Source organism: Leptolyngbya sp. AN02str, assembly GCF_050565595.1.
Lineage (GTDB): Bacteria > Cyanobacteriota > Cyanobacteriia > Elainellales > Elainellaceae > Kaiparowitsia.
The window spans coordinates 128011-143144 of record NZ_JBNXVR010000007.1; the positions used below are offsets into that span (position 1 = coordinate 128011).

Annotated in this window: 10 protein-coding genes and 1 pseudogene; 3 read left to right on the forward strand and 8 right to left on the reverse strand. The window is 54.1% G+C overall.

Annotated features, from left to right (window positions below):
- Positions 1-305 precede the first annotated feature (305 nt).
- The gene (locus ACQ4M4_RS07595) at positions 306-1475 is read left to right on the forward strand and encodes an HhoA/HhoB/HtrA family serine endopeptidase (RefSeq protein WP_430683875.1); all 1170 of its coding nucleotides are present in this window, start codon (positions 306-308) and stop codon (positions 1473-1475) included.
- Between the two features lie 168 nt (positions 1476-1643).
- Here ACQ4M4_RS07595 and ACQ4M4_RS07600 read toward each other — a convergent pair whose 3' ends face one another.
- From ACQ4M4_RS07600 to pilM, 7 genes and pseudogenes are all read right to left on the reverse strand, one after another.
- Positions 1644-3077 (reverse strand): FAD-dependent oxidoreductase, encoded by a 1434-nt coding sequence (locus tag ACQ4M4_RS07600; RefSeq protein WP_430683876.1) that lies wholly within the window; start codon positions 3075-3077, stop codon positions 1644-1646.
- A 29-nt stretch (positions 3078-3106) separates the two neighbouring features.
- Positions 3107-4240 carry a threonine-phosphate decarboxylase CobD gene (gene cobD, locus ACQ4M4_RS07605; RefSeq protein ID WP_430683877.1) on the reverse strand — a complete coding sequence of 378 codons (1134 nt, stop codon included), beginning with the start codon at positions 4238-4240 and terminating at the stop codon, positions 3107-3109.
- A gap of 11 nt (positions 4241-4251) precedes the next feature.
- Positions 4252-4545 (reverse strand): annotated as a pseudogene (locus ACQ4M4_RS07610) (HU family DNA-binding protein); the annotation flags it as partial.
- A gap of 785 nt (positions 4546-5330) precedes the next feature.
- On the reverse strand, positions 5331-7442 hold the full coding sequence (locus ACQ4M4_RS07615) for an AMIN domain-containing protein (RefSeq protein ID WP_430683878.1): 2112 nt from the start codon (positions 7440-7442) through the stop codon (positions 5331-5333).
- A 117-nt stretch (positions 7443-7559) separates the two neighbouring features.
- Positions 7560-8528 carry a hypothetical protein gene (locus tag ACQ4M4_RS07620; RefSeq protein WP_430683879.1) on the reverse strand — a complete coding sequence of 323 codons (969 nt, stop codon included), beginning with the start codon at positions 8526-8528 and terminating at the stop codon, positions 7560-7562.
- Positions 8525-9328 (reverse strand): PilN domain-containing protein, encoded by an 804-nt coding sequence (locus ACQ4M4_RS07625; protein WP_430683880.1) that lies wholly within the window; start codon positions 9326-9328, stop codon positions 8525-8527. Before ACQ4M4_RS07625 ends, ACQ4M4_RS07620 begins: the two co-directional genes overlap by 4 nt.
- Position 9329: 1 nt before the next feature.
- Positions 9330-10445 (reverse strand): type IV pilus assembly protein PilM, encoded by a 1116-nt coding sequence (gene pilM / locus ACQ4M4_RS07630; protein WP_430683881.1) that lies wholly within the window; start codon positions 10443-10445, stop codon positions 9330-9332.
- A gap of 567 nt (positions 10446-11012) precedes the next feature.
- On the opposite strand from pilM, the gene ureC reads away from it, so the two are divergent.
- Both ureC and ACQ4M4_RS07640 read left to right on the forward strand, forming a co-directional pair.
- Positions 11013-12722 carry an urease subunit alpha gene (ureC, locus tag ACQ4M4_RS07635; protein WP_430683882.1) on the forward strand — a complete coding sequence of 570 codons (1710 nt, stop codon included), beginning with the start codon at positions 11013-11015 and terminating at the stop codon, positions 12720-12722.
- Positions 12723-12979: 257 nt separating this feature from the next.
- On the forward strand, positions 12980-13525 hold the full coding sequence (locus ACQ4M4_RS07640; protein ID WP_430683883.1) for an N-acetyltransferase family protein: 546 nt from the start codon (positions 12980-12982) through the stop codon (positions 13523-13525).
- Positions 13526-13528: 3 nt separating this feature from the next.
- Here the strand turns inward: ACQ4M4_RS07640 and ACQ4M4_RS07645 are convergent, their stop codons facing one another.
- Positions 13529-15049 (reverse strand): FAD-dependent oxidoreductase, encoded by a 1521-nt coding sequence (locus tag ACQ4M4_RS07645; protein WP_430683884.1) that lies wholly within the window; start codon positions 15047-15049, stop codon positions 13529-13531.
- Between the last annotated feature and the right edge of the window lie 85 nt (positions 15050-15134).

Consider the following 15134-nt stretch of genomic DNA (forward strand, 5'->3'; position numbering starts at 1 on the left):
CTAGCCTTGAATCATGGGTCGTAAGTCATGGATCGCAGATCATGGGTCGCACGAGACGACCTCTCCTGTAATGTGTTGATCTTAGACCAGTTCATTTAACTAGGGCGGGTGGTTCGTTTTTCTCACCATGACGGGGCCCCGGACCGATCGCTAAGATATCGATGAGACTGCTTGCGCGAATGGATCCAACTGATGATAGTGCAGCTAGGCCATGAGCAACCTAGTTGAGTCTGTTCGGTAGCATGTCGTTACATCTCTTGCTCTATCCATAGATAAGGTTCTCAAACGGCTATTAGGTACGTGCTATGCAATGGAATCTTTTCACCTCAAGATTCAAACAACCATTGACTCGAATTTTTGTGCTGGTGTTGGGGGCGATGCTGCTGGTGAATCCGCTGGGAATGCGGCCTACCCAAGCAGAGACCCTAACGGCGATCGCCCCTGTTACGACTCAGGGAGGTAGCTTTGTTGCTGCTGCGGTGAACCGGGTTGGCAATGCCGTGGTGCGTATCGACACCGAGCGTACGGTCACCCGCAATGTGGATCCGTTTCTCAACGATCCGTTCTTTCGGCGATTTTTTGGGGAAGGTATGATGATGCCGGGACCTTACGAAGAGCGACAGCAAGGTCAGGGGTCTGGCTTCATTATTGATACGAACGGCACAATTTTGACCAATGCGCATGTGGTGAATGGGGCCGATAGTGTGATGGTGCGGCTCAAAGATGGCCGTACGTTTGAAGGAGATGTGAAAGGGGTTGATGAGGTTACCGATTTGGCCGTGGTGAAAATCTCGGTATCGGGCGAAGAGTTGCCGGTTTCTAGCCTGGGTGACTCTGATGCGGTGCAAGTGGGTGACTGGGCGATCGCCGTTGGGAATCCCCTCGGGTTGGATAATACCGTTACGTTGGGAATTGTGAGCACGCTCAACCGATCTAGCGCGATGGTGGGCATTCCCGATAAGCGGCTCGACTTCATACAAACGGATGCTGCTATTAACCCTGGCAACTCTGGCGGACCCCTGCTCAACGAACGCGGCGAGGTCATTGGCATTAATACTGCCATTCGAGCCAATGCGATGGGCATCGGCTTTGCCATTCCCATCAACAAGGCCAAAGAAATTATTCCTCGTCTTGCTCGGGGTGAGCGGGTGGTGCATCCCTACTTGGGTGTGCAAATCGCCACACTGACGCCCGAACTGTCGCGACGCAATAACGAAGACCCCAACTCAACCATGATGCTGCCCGAGGTGAGCGGGGTGCTGGTGATGGGGGTGGTGCCCAATTCACCTGCTGCAAGTGCCGGAATTCGGCGGGGCGATGTGGTGACTCAAATTGATGGACAAGCGGTGACCACAGCCGATCAGCTTCAGCGGCTGGTGGAAAATAGCGGACTGGGTAAGGCGCTCCGCGTTACTGTGCGTCGGGGTGATCGCTCGCAGCAGTTTTCGGTGCGTACCGCAGAGCTGCAGGAGTAGGCTTTAAGCTTGACCCCCTATTTGGGGCGACAAGCTTAAAGCCGTAAATTGCCCATATTAAGGACAATTCAAGCCCCAGCATCTGGTCTACCAATGCTGGGGCTTTTTCATAAGGTTTGCGCGCCGTGCAAACCTTATGAAAAAACTTTAACCGAAACTGACGTTCCTTTAGTGATCGCGCGATCGCAACCAATCAAACCCTGAATCGAGGGCATCTAGCACCCGTGGATGTTGATGAAGCAGCTGCATTCGCCACACGCGTTCTGCTTCGTACAGGATTGCAGCAACCGATGAGCTGGCGATCGCACCTTTGGCAAGTTTGGGTAATGGCTGTCGGGTTTGCATGGCAAGAGCGATCGTCCCTATCCACTCTTCTGCTTCAGGAGCCAAAATATGCGCTCCCAAAATTTGGCCGTTGCGATGCACCACAAACTTGGATAAACCTGTTGTTTCGGCCCGGAGCTGTGCTTTGGGTACCTGCTTGAGCGGCAGCGCAATGCTCGAAACCGCTTTGCCCCATTGCTGTTGGGCTTGGGCTGCGGTCAAGCCGACTCGCGCTAGGGGTGGGTCGGTGCGCACAATGTTGGGCATCCACTGCGGTTGAAGCCGCCACAGTGGCAGAAACAGCGCATTCTTAATGGCGATCGCGGCCTCGAATTGGGCGTGCTGTGAGTCGCCACTCAGGGCATACACCCGAGGGTGGCGGGTCTTGAGTTTGGATGTCACGGTGAGGGATTCCAGGCCAATTCCGGCCAAATTTAGCCCTGTTTGATCAAGCTGGGGTGGGGCCGTTATCAGAATGTGATCTCCCTTGAGCGATCGCCCATGGGCCTGCACCACAACCTGCTGGGCCTGCGCCTCGGCGGCATCGATGGGCGTGTGAGACAACACGTGAACCCCATCGGCTTCTAACACCGCCTGCATGAGCGCAGCTAGCTCTGGATCTTCATTCGGCAACATCCGACTGGGGCATATTACCGTTGCCTCAATACCGATGCGAACCAGAGCTTGTGCCCAGGCCACCGCCCGACTATCGCCACCTAAAATCAACAGTCGCCGTGGAAGCCGCTGCAGCTGACCCAGCGTGACCAACGTTTCGGGTGTAAGCGGTGAAACGCCTGGCAACCCAGGAAGATCGAGCTGAGGAGTGGTGCGTTGGTTGGCTAGCAAATAGGCGCGCGATCGCAACAGGTGCCCTTCCACGACAAAGCCAACGTTTGGCCGCCGCACAAACTCGCCTCGCCCTACTCGCACATCCACCCCTTGGGCCGACAAGACCTCTAGCGATCGCTCTTCTGCGAGGGTGTCCGCGATCGTTTGCGCCCAGGCCATGCCCTGGCTCCAGGACTGACTAATCTGCTCTGGGGTGGACCTTTCTGGCTTGGGTAAAAGATTGCCCTTGAACGGTTCTACCCGATTGGCTTGCCGCTGCTGCTGCCCCACCTGTTGCCACAGGCGCAAACATAAGTCCGCATCTAGGCCTCGATCCTGGTTTGGAGGCTCTACCAGTGCCACTTGCGCCCGCAGACCAGCAGCGGCGATCGCGGCCTCTCGTGCCGCCAGTGTGCCACCAATAATGACGAGGTCGTAGTCTACGGGCATAGGCGCTCGGAATAGAGAGTGGGGAAGAGCTAGAGGTTAGAGAAGAGGGCTTGAGTGAGTGCGGTGAGGAGCGTTTGGTTTTCGGTGGGGGTGCGAATGGCAATGCGAAAGTAGCGATCGCCCAATTCAGGAAAGCTGATGCAGTCGCGAATGAGAATGCGGTGGTGTTTGAGCAGGTTGTGTTGCAGTTCCACTGCAGAGCGATCGCTTTTGACGAGCAAATAGTTGGCTGCACCAGGAAGCGGCGTAAGGCCCGAAATGTGACGCAGACCGGTGAATACTTGCGATCGCGCGGCGGATAGCCAATCCCAGGTTTGTTGTTGAAAGGGGGCATCAGCCAGGGCGGCGATCGCGGCAACTTCGGCGAGCGTGTTTACGCTCCACGGATCTCGCCATTGCTGCCACAAGCGCAGCCGATCGGGGTGGGCAATGGCATAGCCCAGCCGCAGCCCCGGCAAACTGTAGAACTTGGTGAGCGATCGCAACACTACCAAATTGGGATGCTGCATCACCAGAGCGGCCACGCTTTGATCGTACTCTGGCGGCAAAAAGTCCATAAATGCCTCATCTACCACCACCAGCCGAAATCGTTCTAAAGCTGGCAACAACGTACTCTGCGCAAACAGTTGGCCGGTTGGGTTATGGGGATTGTTGACGATCAGCCCACAGTTTGCCGAGGGCACCGACTCTGGCAGCGGACAGCGAGACAGCACCAACGCCCCCTGGCTGACTAATGGTTGCTCAGATTGCTCAATGGGCGCATCCACCCAAAACGGCAAATCCACGACCGAGGCGTCAAAAGCGTTGAGCGATCGCCGATAGTCGCCAAAGGCTGGCGTTGGCAAATAGGTTGCCTCACAATCGGCCAATTCGCGGCCAGCCCAGGTCAACAACTCTGCGGAACCATTGCCTGGCAAAACCCACTCAGGGTCGAGTTGGTGATGCTGGGCTAGTGCTTGCCGCAATGCCCCATAGCCAGGGTCGGGGTAGTGGCGCAACAGGTGAATGGAATGGGCGATCGCATCAAGGACCGACTGGGGTGGCCCTAGCGGATTGATACTCGCAGAAAAATCAAGAATAAAAGAGGGGGAACAGCCCGCCAGCGATGCTGCCCAGGCTAAATTTCCCCCATGCACAGGTTGTTTCAACCGTTGATTTTGCACAAACTCGGCGTTTACTTAGGAGCCACCAATTCTTTGAACAGCTTGCCAGCGGAAAAGGCAGGAACCTTTGTTGCAGGAATTTCCATCGCTTCACCCGTCTTGGGATTGCGGCCTTCACGGGCTTTGCGTTCACGAGGTTCGAAGGAACCAAACCCCACCAAAGTAACCTTTTCACCCTGAGAAACCGCTTCCATGATGGAATCAATTGCGGCGCTGAGAACAGCATCGGCCTGCTTCTTGGTTACGTTGGCTTTTTCTGCCACCTTATCCACTAATTCGCCTTTGTTCATGAGATTCTCCTTCCATGTTCGTCTATAAGAATTTGATCATCATTACAACGATCAAAAATTGAATTCGAGAGTGAGCCAGCATGAAATGGCTGAAACCCTGATGCACTCGAATTTTCAATGCTTAATTCTAGTGGCTAGTTGGCAAAACTGGATCGTCAAAACCTTTAATTTATATGGATTTGGGCGGTTTTTTAACTTTTCTTCGTGATTTGAGGGTTGAATTAGGCTAAAAATCGCCAAAAAACTGCAAAAACTCTAGTTAGCCGGGACAATCACCGTGTTCTCTAGGGCTTCTCAAAACTCTCGACTTTTTTTGGCAAAAATGAAAGTTAGCAATAATTGAAAACTTTTGTAATCCCTTGTGGCATCTAGGATTTATCCTTTTCCCCAAAACAAGTGGCAAGCTCACAAAGGGGCAAATTTTGCAGTTTAATGCCTCTGCTTTGAAATAACTTTAACTTATAAAATAAGCCTATTTTACTATCAGCTCAAAATACCATTAGCGGATTAAATGATGAATTTTTCTGACGCTACATCAGGTTTTTAATCCGTGCGATCGCCCTTTCCTCTGCTTGACCGAGCGTCTGAGAAATCGCGAATTTGCGATGACTTGGGATTGCCAAAAAGGGTGTTGAAATTCATATTTCTATAACAAGCTGGGCTAGATTGGAGAGTCCAACTTCCGCCATCCTGCTTCTTGTCACGCCTTGTCACACAATTAGGCACAAAAAAAGGGAGCGATCGCTCCCTTGTGGATTTTGGATGCTTTAGAGAATTCGCCCTAGAAACGCTTCGCTAGCCTAGGGACGGCCTCGCTCAATCAGGTTTTGAGTATCGCGGCTGCCTGGCACATAGCGATAGCCAAACGACGACTGATCCGAATCGTTAATGATTTGAGGAGTGAGCACCACAATCACCTCGTTGCGCTCATTGGTTCGCTCGGTGCGTCTAAATAGAGCACCCAGCAGCGGAATATCACCTAAGATAGGTACCTTAGATACCTCAACCCGATCGGCGTCTTGGATAATTCCCGATAGCACCAGCGTTTGCCCATCGCGCACGCGCACCTGTCCAGATGACAAACGTCGTGACTGGAGCAAGGTAATGGTGTTTTCGCTATCGTCAATCTCAATCGTCTGCGTATCGGCGACTGCCGTCACGGATGGAGCTACCGATAGCGAGATGAAGCCATTGTCATCAATTCGATCAACCTGGACTTCCAGCACCAAACCCGCAGGCAACCGCTCGGCCTGAATCGAAATTGTGGCCACCCCTTCCGATACGGTTACCTCTCGGGTAAAGTTCGTGATCACGTCTTGGGTCAACGCCACTTCAGCCGTTTGGCCTTCCTGAATCACCAGCGTAGGATCGGTCAAGATTTTGGCGTTGCCGTTGGTGATCGCAGCATTCAGCCGAGCCACAAACGGGCTGGTTGCAAAGCGTTCATCAAAGCCAACGCCAATGCCATCAGGGGCAAGGCCACTCAGCACATCAATCCCAAAGTCACCAATCCCAAAGCCAAAGCTAGAACCGACGTTGCCGGTCTCCAGCAGGTTCACGTCGATGACTCGTACGTTCACCGCAACCTGACGACGGCGCACATCCAGGTTAACCAGCTGTGACGTTGCCAATTCCACTAACTGCGGCGTTCCCACCAGGGTTACCGAGTTTGTGCGCTCATCGCCTGTTACCTGAAGGCCACGCAACAACGGTTCCGAGTCTTGATACGCAACCCGCTGAACTTCGATCCGCTCTTCGGTGGTGGTTTGAGTTTGAGTAATGGGCGAGGTACTTGTTCCCTCAGCAGCTTGCACCCCAACTGCGTTCACACTGGTGACCAAGCGCTCTCGGCTGACGGCTGTTTCAGCCCCAAGGCCTACCAAAAAGTTGAGGGCGGGTCCCAGCGTAACCTGATTGAGCCGCAGAGTGCGTACCACCAAGTTACGAGCCGAGTTGGGCAGCCGTGGCCCCACAAAGACAGTCCGGCCTGTGAGGTTCGCTTCTAAGCCTGCAATGCGCAGCACGTAGTTAAAGACGTTCTGCACTGGCTCGTTTTCAATATCCAGGGAGATGCGAATGTCTTGGGGCCGGTTAGCATCGGGGGTTCCCGATTGTGTCGCTTGGGGATCTGCTGGTGGCGCATCGCCAATATAGGCAACGTTGATGCCTGCTGCTCGGCCCAACAGGGACAACACATCGCGTACGGGCGCATTGCGCAGAACAAGGCGCGGCACTCGCTCGCTGGTGCCCAGGTTTACAATCGATGGGCTAAAGTCACCCGAAGACACGGCAATATCGCCAACCGGGGGCGCGATCGCCCGAGGCAGCAGTGGCGGCACACCCGAAGGCCCACTACCCGGTAAGCCCAAAGCTCCTGGTGTCCCAGACGGGGCAACCGGAACGCCATCAATCGTGACTTGGGGATTTGGCACCATCACGTTGGGTGGTGGCACGTTAGAAGGAGGAGGCAACTGGGCGATCGCCCCATCGGTTGGGCCACCCGCAGCACCACCCGTGTTCACACTCATCACAATTCGGTTGGCGTCTTGGCTAATTTGCCCTACCGGGGGAGCAGTTTGCCCAGCTACGGTAACTCGCACAGTGGTGGCATCAAGCTGATTCACCATCACCATGGCCACTCCGGGTGCTGGGTTGGCCTGCAGGTAGCCGTTGCCATCCGGCAGCCGCAGCTGAGCGTTGGTAAAGTCGGCCACCAATGCATTGCCCTGGCTTACGGTAAAGACCTGGGGGCGATCGCCATCACTGGTCATCAGCTGTACACTAATTCCGCCAGCGGCTGGGCGAACTTCTACACCCGTTACTTGAGTCGGGGCTGCGATCGCTGGTAAAGCCATCACCAGGGCGATCGCGCCTCCTCCCAAAAATTCAGTCAATCCAATCAAGGGTCTCACGCTTCACTCCTCCTTTCAAACCGAGCGAAATACAATCAGCATCCAAATCACATGTACTCAAGCTGCACCTCAATCACACCGTTACTTCTGAGTAACCCCAAGTAACCGCGGCCACCCCTACTGAGCCGGAGCAGGGGGCGGAGACGGCGCAACGAGAGGTTGTCCAGTCGCCGGATCAATCACAGGTTGTCCAGTTGCCGGATCAATGGCCTGCCCCGTACTCGGATCAACCGGATACCCCAACGTTGGATCAATCGGGAATCCGGTCGTGGGATCAATTTCAGGTTGGGCCGACGACGGCAACTCCTCATTCGGAATAAGCGCAATCAATTGAAACGACGTTCTCAACTTTGGCTCAAACGTACTTACAAGCTGTCCTTGCCGATTCACCAGCACCCGTTCAGTCCCTGCCACCTCCGACTCAAAATCTCGAGCCACCAACAATGGCTGCAAACGCTCAATATTGCGAATAATGGATTGAGTTTGGGCAAAGGTTCCCAGCATTTCCACATCGAACACACGCTCACGCAGCTTGCCATTCACCTCAGGGCCAAACGAGCTGTCGTTAATCACATCCGACGCCACCGTTCCATCGGGGCCAACCTCTGGCTCTACGAGCTCAAACTGAGTCAACGTGGCGCGCGGATCGCTGCTGGCCAGGGTTTCCCCTTCAGCATCTTGCACCTGTCGAGAAGGACTCACACCCGCATTGGCAGACTGAACCCGTTCGTTAATGTCCAGCAGCAACGTATCCAAGCTCTCCTCATCAGCAAAAAGCGCCAACACATCGGCCCGCAGTTGCTCGGCTTCCTCAAGTCGAACTTGGGCATCATCAATTTGTTGCTGTACCGCCCCCTGATCGACTAGCTGCCGTTCCTTTTCGGCAATATCCTGCTTTAGCGTTTGGTTTTCTTGGAATGCAGGCTGCAACGCATTGAGCAATAACCAGAGCGCCGCCCCCAACCCAACTAACGCCAGCAAAATACCAAGAATGGTTGGCGTTAGCTTTACCCCAAACACAACAGGATAATTTGGCTCATCTGCCGCGTTCACGTCCCCAGGAATAAAATCTCCACCCACTGTCATGGCTGTACTACTCCCAAATCCCGAAGTGCATCAATTCGTGCAGGCAACCCAACCGACAACGTGTTGCGCATATCTTGCAGCAGCTCAGACGAAGGCCGCTTAGTCAGCTCTCCCGAGATGGTGTATTCCACAACGTCTGGCAAGCGAACTTCTAACCCCTGCGGCTGCTCGCCTTGAAACTCGACCTCTGCCTTATTGGGAACGAGCAAGGCACTCTCAATCTTGAGCGTGTCGGGATCCCAAAAGGTTGATTGCTTTAACAACGCCAGCAAATCGTTGACATCATTAAACGATCGCGCCACTCCTGATATTGCAATCACTGGGGGCGGTGGCTCTGGTGCAGTCGTTGGGGGCTGAGTTGGGTCAGGTGGCGTCAACGCGACTGGTGCTTCGTCCTGAGTTTGCCGAATGGCCAAAATTTGCAACCCAGCCGGAACCCGACCCCGCAGGTCTTGAATGATAGCCGACCAGGGTTTTACCCGGTCAAACACACTGGCAAGAGCTTGGTTCTCGGCCTCAATGAGCGACACTCGCGTATTGATTTGCTCGACTTCCGCTAGCCGAGCTTGCAGCGATGCCAGCTGAGAGTCCAGATCCGCTTGACGGGTTCGCAAACTGCTGTTTTGGGTATTCAAAACCAGCCACAAAGCCCCGACCAAAGCTGGCAGCAAACCGCCAATAATCGCTCCGATAATGAGAGGTCGATTACTTTCCTGTTGCCCCCGAACAACTCCACCACCTGCAACCTCAGAAGGCCGCTCTTCGCGATCGTTTAAGAAATTGATATCTAAGCTATACATCTCACCATGCCTCTCTCAATCCAAGTCCAAGCACGACTCCCAAACCAGGCCGCTGGACGGGGGCAATCTCTTGATCGACCTCGAGGGAGAGGGCAGAAATCGGGTCTACCTGACTGACCGGTAAGCTCAACCGCTGGGAGAAAAACTCATCGAGCTGGCCGATCGAGGCACCTGGGCCAGCCAGCATGAGCTGAGCAACTTCGATGTTGTCGCCTTGGTTGAGGTAAAAGTCGATTGAGCGGCGCAGTTCGTCGGCTAGCTCGCCCAGAACTCGCAGCATGGCTGCTGTTCCTGGGTTTGTGCCACCCATTTTGGGACTGGCACCCACGCTATCCATTGGCGTAACCGGAACGGTCATGCCCTGCAGCAAATCGGTATTGCGAGAGGGTGGCAAATTCATCGCCCGACTGAGGGCGCTTTGGATTTGGAATGTACCAATCGGGACTGTTCTTGAAAACTGAGGAACGCCATCCACCACGATAGAAATTTCGGTGCTCTCAAATTCAATATCGACGATCGCAGCAGCTTCTTGAGGGGTAAACTGTCGCAGTTGTTCGCGAATGGTGCGAATAAGAGAGAAACTGCTAATTTCCAAAACATCGACTGCGAGGCCAGCCTGCTGGAAGGTGCTGACGTAACTGTCTGTGACCTCTTTGCGCGTGGCAACCAGGAGAACCTGCACTTTTTCAATGCCATCCTCATCGACAAAGAAACCGAGTTTTTGGTAATCCACATCGGCCTCTTCGCGGGGGAAGGGGAGATAAAGTCCGGCTTCTTGGTTGAGCACCATTTCGCGCAGCTCTCGATCATCTAGCTCAGCAGGCACCGGAATAATGCGGGTGACCGTGTCGCGCCCGCCCGGAATGGCTGTGGTGGCATGTTTGATCTTGAGCTTGCTTTCGGCAATAACGGACTGAATGATTTCTGCCATGGTTGCCGAGTCGAGGATTTGTCCCTCCTGGAACACGCCCTCGGGCACTTCGGCTGAGGCGAGAGTCAGTAACTGGAAGCCTTGACCTTTCCTCTTGAGTCGAGCCAAATTTACCCGATCCGGGGTGAGTTCAATGCCAACGCCTTGGGTTTTTTTTGAGAGTAATCCTTTGAAGCTGCTAAACACAGTTTCGTTACCGAGGGGGTGAATTTCTTGAACGTAACTACAGTGCGGACTTTGAGGGAACTTAAGGAATAACGACTAATGCTAACGCATGCTTCCCAATTTAATTCACATTTTTTGCAGGATGGCTGAACTAACGTAAATGGATACATTTGAGCCGCTGATGAGCCTGCTTGGAAGAGTTGCAGGACTTATGTAGTTGACTGATGTTTTAAGCGCTAAGCACTCCAAACATTAATCAAGCCCCTGGTTTTTGGATGAAGTCGTCAGTCCTAAGTCAGTTTTGCGGTTTTGGGTGGGGCTCGTCTGCAAGGCTGAGGGAGGATTCAATTCTTTGGAATAAATTTCGTCTGTTTCGTCACGCTCCGTGATACTCTCTGCGGGTTAGATTGTCTCAGGACTTGCGCAGTTGGGTTGTGGGTAAGGTGCTTCGCATCCTACCCACAACCCAACACACGAACTTAAGCTTTCTGCACGAATGGTGTTTTGAAGGATTCATGCAGGATGTCTATTGGGTGGACTCGCGTGAGGGCTGTGTCTATTTGTTGCTGCTGTGTTTGAGGACTTGCTATGAGCTACCGCATGGAGCGCCGTGCCTATGCCGAGACGTTTGGGCCGACGGTGGGCGATCGCCTTCGACTGGCCGATACCGAGTTGATCATTGAGGTGGAGCAGGACCTGACTACCTATGGAGATGAGGTGAAGTTTGGTGGCGGTAAGGTCATTCGCGATGGTATGGGGCAGTCGCCCATTACTCGCGAGGGCGGTGCGGTGGATGTTGTTATTACCAATGCGCTGATTTTGGACTGGTGGGGCATTGTCAAGGCGGATGTGGGTATTAAAGATGGCCGCATTGTGGGCATTGGGAAGGCGGGCAATCCCTACATTCAGGATAATGTGACGATTGTTATTGGCCCGGCAACAGAGGCGATCGCCGGAGAAGGTATGATTCTCACGGCGGGTGGCATTGATGCCCATATCCACTTCATTTGTCCGCAGCAAATTGAAACGGCGATCGCTTCGGGCATTACCACAATGATTGGCGGCGGTACCGGGCCAGCCACGGGCACTAATGCGACAACCTGTACCCCAGGCGCGTGGAATATTTACCGGATGCTGCAAGCTGCGGATGTATTTCCGGTAAACCTGGGATTTTTGGGCAAAGGCAACAGTGGCAAACCCGAAGGCTTGGCCGAGCAAGTAGAAGCCGGAGTGATTGGCCTAAAGCTGCATGAAGACTGGGGCACCACCCCTGCCACCATTGATACCTGCCTGAGTGTGGCGGATGAGTACGATGTGCAGGTGGCGATTCACACCGACACGCTCAACGAGTCGGGCTTTGTGGAAGACACGATCGCCGCATTCAAAGGGCGAACAATTCACACGTACCACACTGAAGGGGCAGGCGGTGGCCACGCGCCAGACATTATTAAAGTGTGTGGCGAGTTGAACGTGCTGCCCTCTTCAACCAACCCGACCCGGCCCTACACCGTAAACACGCTAGAAGAGCACCTGGACATGCTGATGGTGTGCCATCACTTGGATAAAGGGATTCCTGAGGATGTAGCCTTTGCTGAGTCCCGTATTCGCCGCGAAACCATCGCCGCCGAAGATATTCTGCATGACTTGGGCGCATTCAGCATTATCTCTTCCGACTCGCAGGCCATGGGGCGCGTGGGCGAGGTGATTCTGCGAACCTGGCAAACGGGGCACAAAATGAAGGTGCAGCGGGGGGCGCTTGCGGGCGACAGTAACCGCAATGACAATACTCGCGCCAAGCGCTACGTGGCCAAGTACACCATTAACCCCGCCATTACCCACGGCATTGCCAACCATGTGGGATCGGTGGAGGTGGGCAAGCTAGCGGACTTGTGCCTATGGAAGCCTGCCTTTTTTGGCGTGAAGCCAGAACTGGTGATCAAGGGCGGGCTGATTGCCTGGGCGCAAATGGGAGATCCCAATGCCAGCATTCCCACGCCGCAGCCTGTGCATATGCGACCGATGTTTGGTAGCTACAGTGGGGCGATCGCTGCCACATCCCTGACCTTTGTTTCTAAAGCAGCCCTCAAAGCCGGAATTCCTGAGCAGCTTCGGCTCCAAAAGCAGGCGATCGCCGTGGCCAACACCCGCAACATTGGCAAAAAAGACCTGAAGCTCAATGACTACACACCTCAAATAGAGGTTGATCCTGAAACCTATGAAGTGCGGGCCGATGGCGAACTGTTGACCTGCGAACCCGCAACCGAGTTGCCTATGGCTCAGCGATACTTCCTGTTCTAGTTCTGGGAATTGCCAAAACGCCAACAAACCCTGTGGCAAGGAACCAAACGGTTCCTTGTCATGGGTTAAACCTCCTCCACGAATAGCTTTTTGAGACATGAGTCGCGTTACACGACTTTGAGGGAGATGCGCCGCGTCACTCTTGGGAAAATGCTCAATTGAAACTGACGGCTGTCCAATGTAATTCACACGACATTGGAGAGGCACAATATGAATGACTCCTTCCAGTGCGGCGATCGCATCTTCCATCCATCACTGTGCATATTGAAGAACTGACCGTTGGCGGCCTGTGGTCTCATCTCGATGCTTTGGTAGAAGCGTACTTTCTAGCATTTTCGGCACCTCCCTACCACGAAACTCAGCAAGATGCCGATAGCTTTCGAGAATCGCTCCTTGAAATTCAGAACTGGCAAGGGTTTCGTTGTGTGGTCGCCTACGAAGACATCTCAAACCGCATGGTTGGGTTTGCCTGTGGGCACAGTTGTTTACCGGGGCGCTGGTGGGCGGATATGATTGCCCAAGCGCTTGGCCCAGAGCGGACCAAATACTGGCTGGCCGACGGGTTTGAATTTGTGGAACTGGCGGTGATTCCATCCCATCAGCGGCGAGGCATTGGCGGACGGTTGCACGATCGCCTGCTGACCCACTTGCCCCATCGCACGGCGGTGCTCTCGACGATGGCTGGCAACGGGCCTGCGATCGCCCTCTACCAGCAACGAGGATGGCAACCTCTCATTCCTGAGTTCACCTATCCCCATGGTCGGGTCGATATCATATGGGGGCGAGCGCTACGCCTGTTCTAATCGCTACGCCTGCTCTAACGGTTGAATCGCTGGCCCTTGCAAAATTTCCCCATCGCACCCAAAGCGCGATCCATGACAGGGACAATCCCAGCTTTTCTCGGCATTGTTCCAGTTCACAATGCAGCCCAAGTGCGGACAGGTGGCCGACACCGCATGAATTTGGCTTTGCTCATCCCGATAGGCCGCTACCTTTTTGCCATCAATAGTGAGCAGTTTTCCTTCACCGATAGCGACATCGTTGAGAGAGTGTTCGGTCAAGCCTTTAAGGCGATCGCCCACCCAGTGCTTGCCCACATCTAGGTTCTCTTTAATGGACGTACCCGAGAGAAACGGCGTTACCCGCAGCGAATCGTAGAGCGATTCCCAGGGATTGTCTTTGCCCTGCACTGCATCGGCAAGCAGCATTCCTGCCAGAGTGCCGTTGCTCATGCCCCACAGGCTAAAGCCCGTCGCGACAAAGGTGTGCTCGTGCATGGGGGTTAATCGGCCTACATAAGGCAGCTTATCAAACGAGACAATGTCTTGATTTGACCAGCGATACGCAAAAGACTCAATCCCAAAGCGATCGCGTCCATATTCCTCTAGCTTGGCAAAACGGGACTCAGTATCTTCCACCGTGCCAACTTTGTGGCCTTCGCCACCGATCATCAGCAAGAGGCGATCGCCGTAGGGGGTTGTGCGTAGCGAACGATAGCCCTCGCCCACACCAATGTACATGCCTTCTGGCGCCTGGCTGGGGTCTACCTCTGCTGCCACAATGTACGACCGCTGCGGATACCCCTTGGCGAAAAACAAACCCTCATCCGAAATGGGCAAGTTTGTTGTAATCAACACATCCTGCGCCCACAGCACTCCCCGCTCAGTCACTATTTTGCAGGGTGCGCCTTCCTCCAGTCCGGTTACTCGGGTGTGCTCAAAAATGTAACTACCAGCACCCGAAATCAGCCGTGCCAAATGCTGCAAATACTTGCGGGGATGAAACTGTGCCTGGTTGTCGAACTTTACGGCCCCAGCGATGGGAAAAGGCAACGAGGTTTCTGTGACAAAGGAAGCAGGCAACCCCAACCGCTGGGCGGCTTCCACTTCGTCTTTAATCTTGTCGAGTTGGCCGGATGATTCGGCAAAGGTGTAAGTGCTGCGTCGGCTAAAGTCGCAGTCAATCTCTTCTGATCGCACCCACAAAGACACCTGCTCGATCGCCGCCTGGTTGGACTCTCCATAGAGCCGAGCCTTCTCTTCTCCGTGCTCTTTGATCAGCGATGCGTAGACCAGTTGGTGGAGCGAGGTAATTTTGGCGGTGGTTTTTCCGGTTACGCCTGCTCCAATGGTATCGGCTTCGATGACAGCGACAGTTTTTCCAGCTTGCTTGAGCAGCATGGCCGCTGTCATTCCCGCAATGCCGCCCCCAACGATCGCCACATCGACGCGCAAATCGGGCAATAAGTCAGCCTGAAAGGTGGGAAATTCGCCTTGGGGGGTGGAATCAATCCAGTAAGAAACGGGCTTGCCTGTCACAGAAGTCATGGTTATCTAGCTCTACAGTTGCATCTCTATCGCAACCGTAGGGGCTATTTTCGGTTTCGTTCATCTGTCAGGGGTTTGACCCGCG

Excerpts from the sequence above, each read along its gene's own strand:
- ACQ4M4_RS07595 (WP_430683875.1), top strand. The coding sequence starts at position 306 with ATGCAATGGAATCTTTTCACCTCAAGATTCAAACAACCATTGACTCGA.
- ACQ4M4_RS07600 (WP_430683876.1), bottom strand. The coding sequence starts at position 3,077 with ATGCCCGTAGACTACGACCTCGTCATTATTGGTGGCACACTGGCGGCA.
- ACQ4M4_RS07645 (WP_430683884.1), bottom strand. The coding sequence starts at position 15,049 with ATGACTTCTGTGACAGGCAAGCCCGTTTCTTACTGGATTGATTCCACC.
- ACQ4M4_RS07625 (WP_430683880.1), bottom strand. The coding sequence starts at position 9,328 with ATGTATAGCTTAGATATCAATTTCTTAAACGATCGCGAAGAGCGGCCT.
- ureC (WP_430683882.1), top strand. The coding sequence starts at position 11,013 with ATGAGCTACCGCATGGAGCGCCGTGCCTATGCCGAGACGTTTGGGCCG.
- ACQ4M4_RS07620 (WP_430683879.1), bottom strand. The coding sequence starts at position 8,528 with ATGACAGTGGGTGGAGATTTTATTCCTGGGGACGTGAACGCGGCAGAT.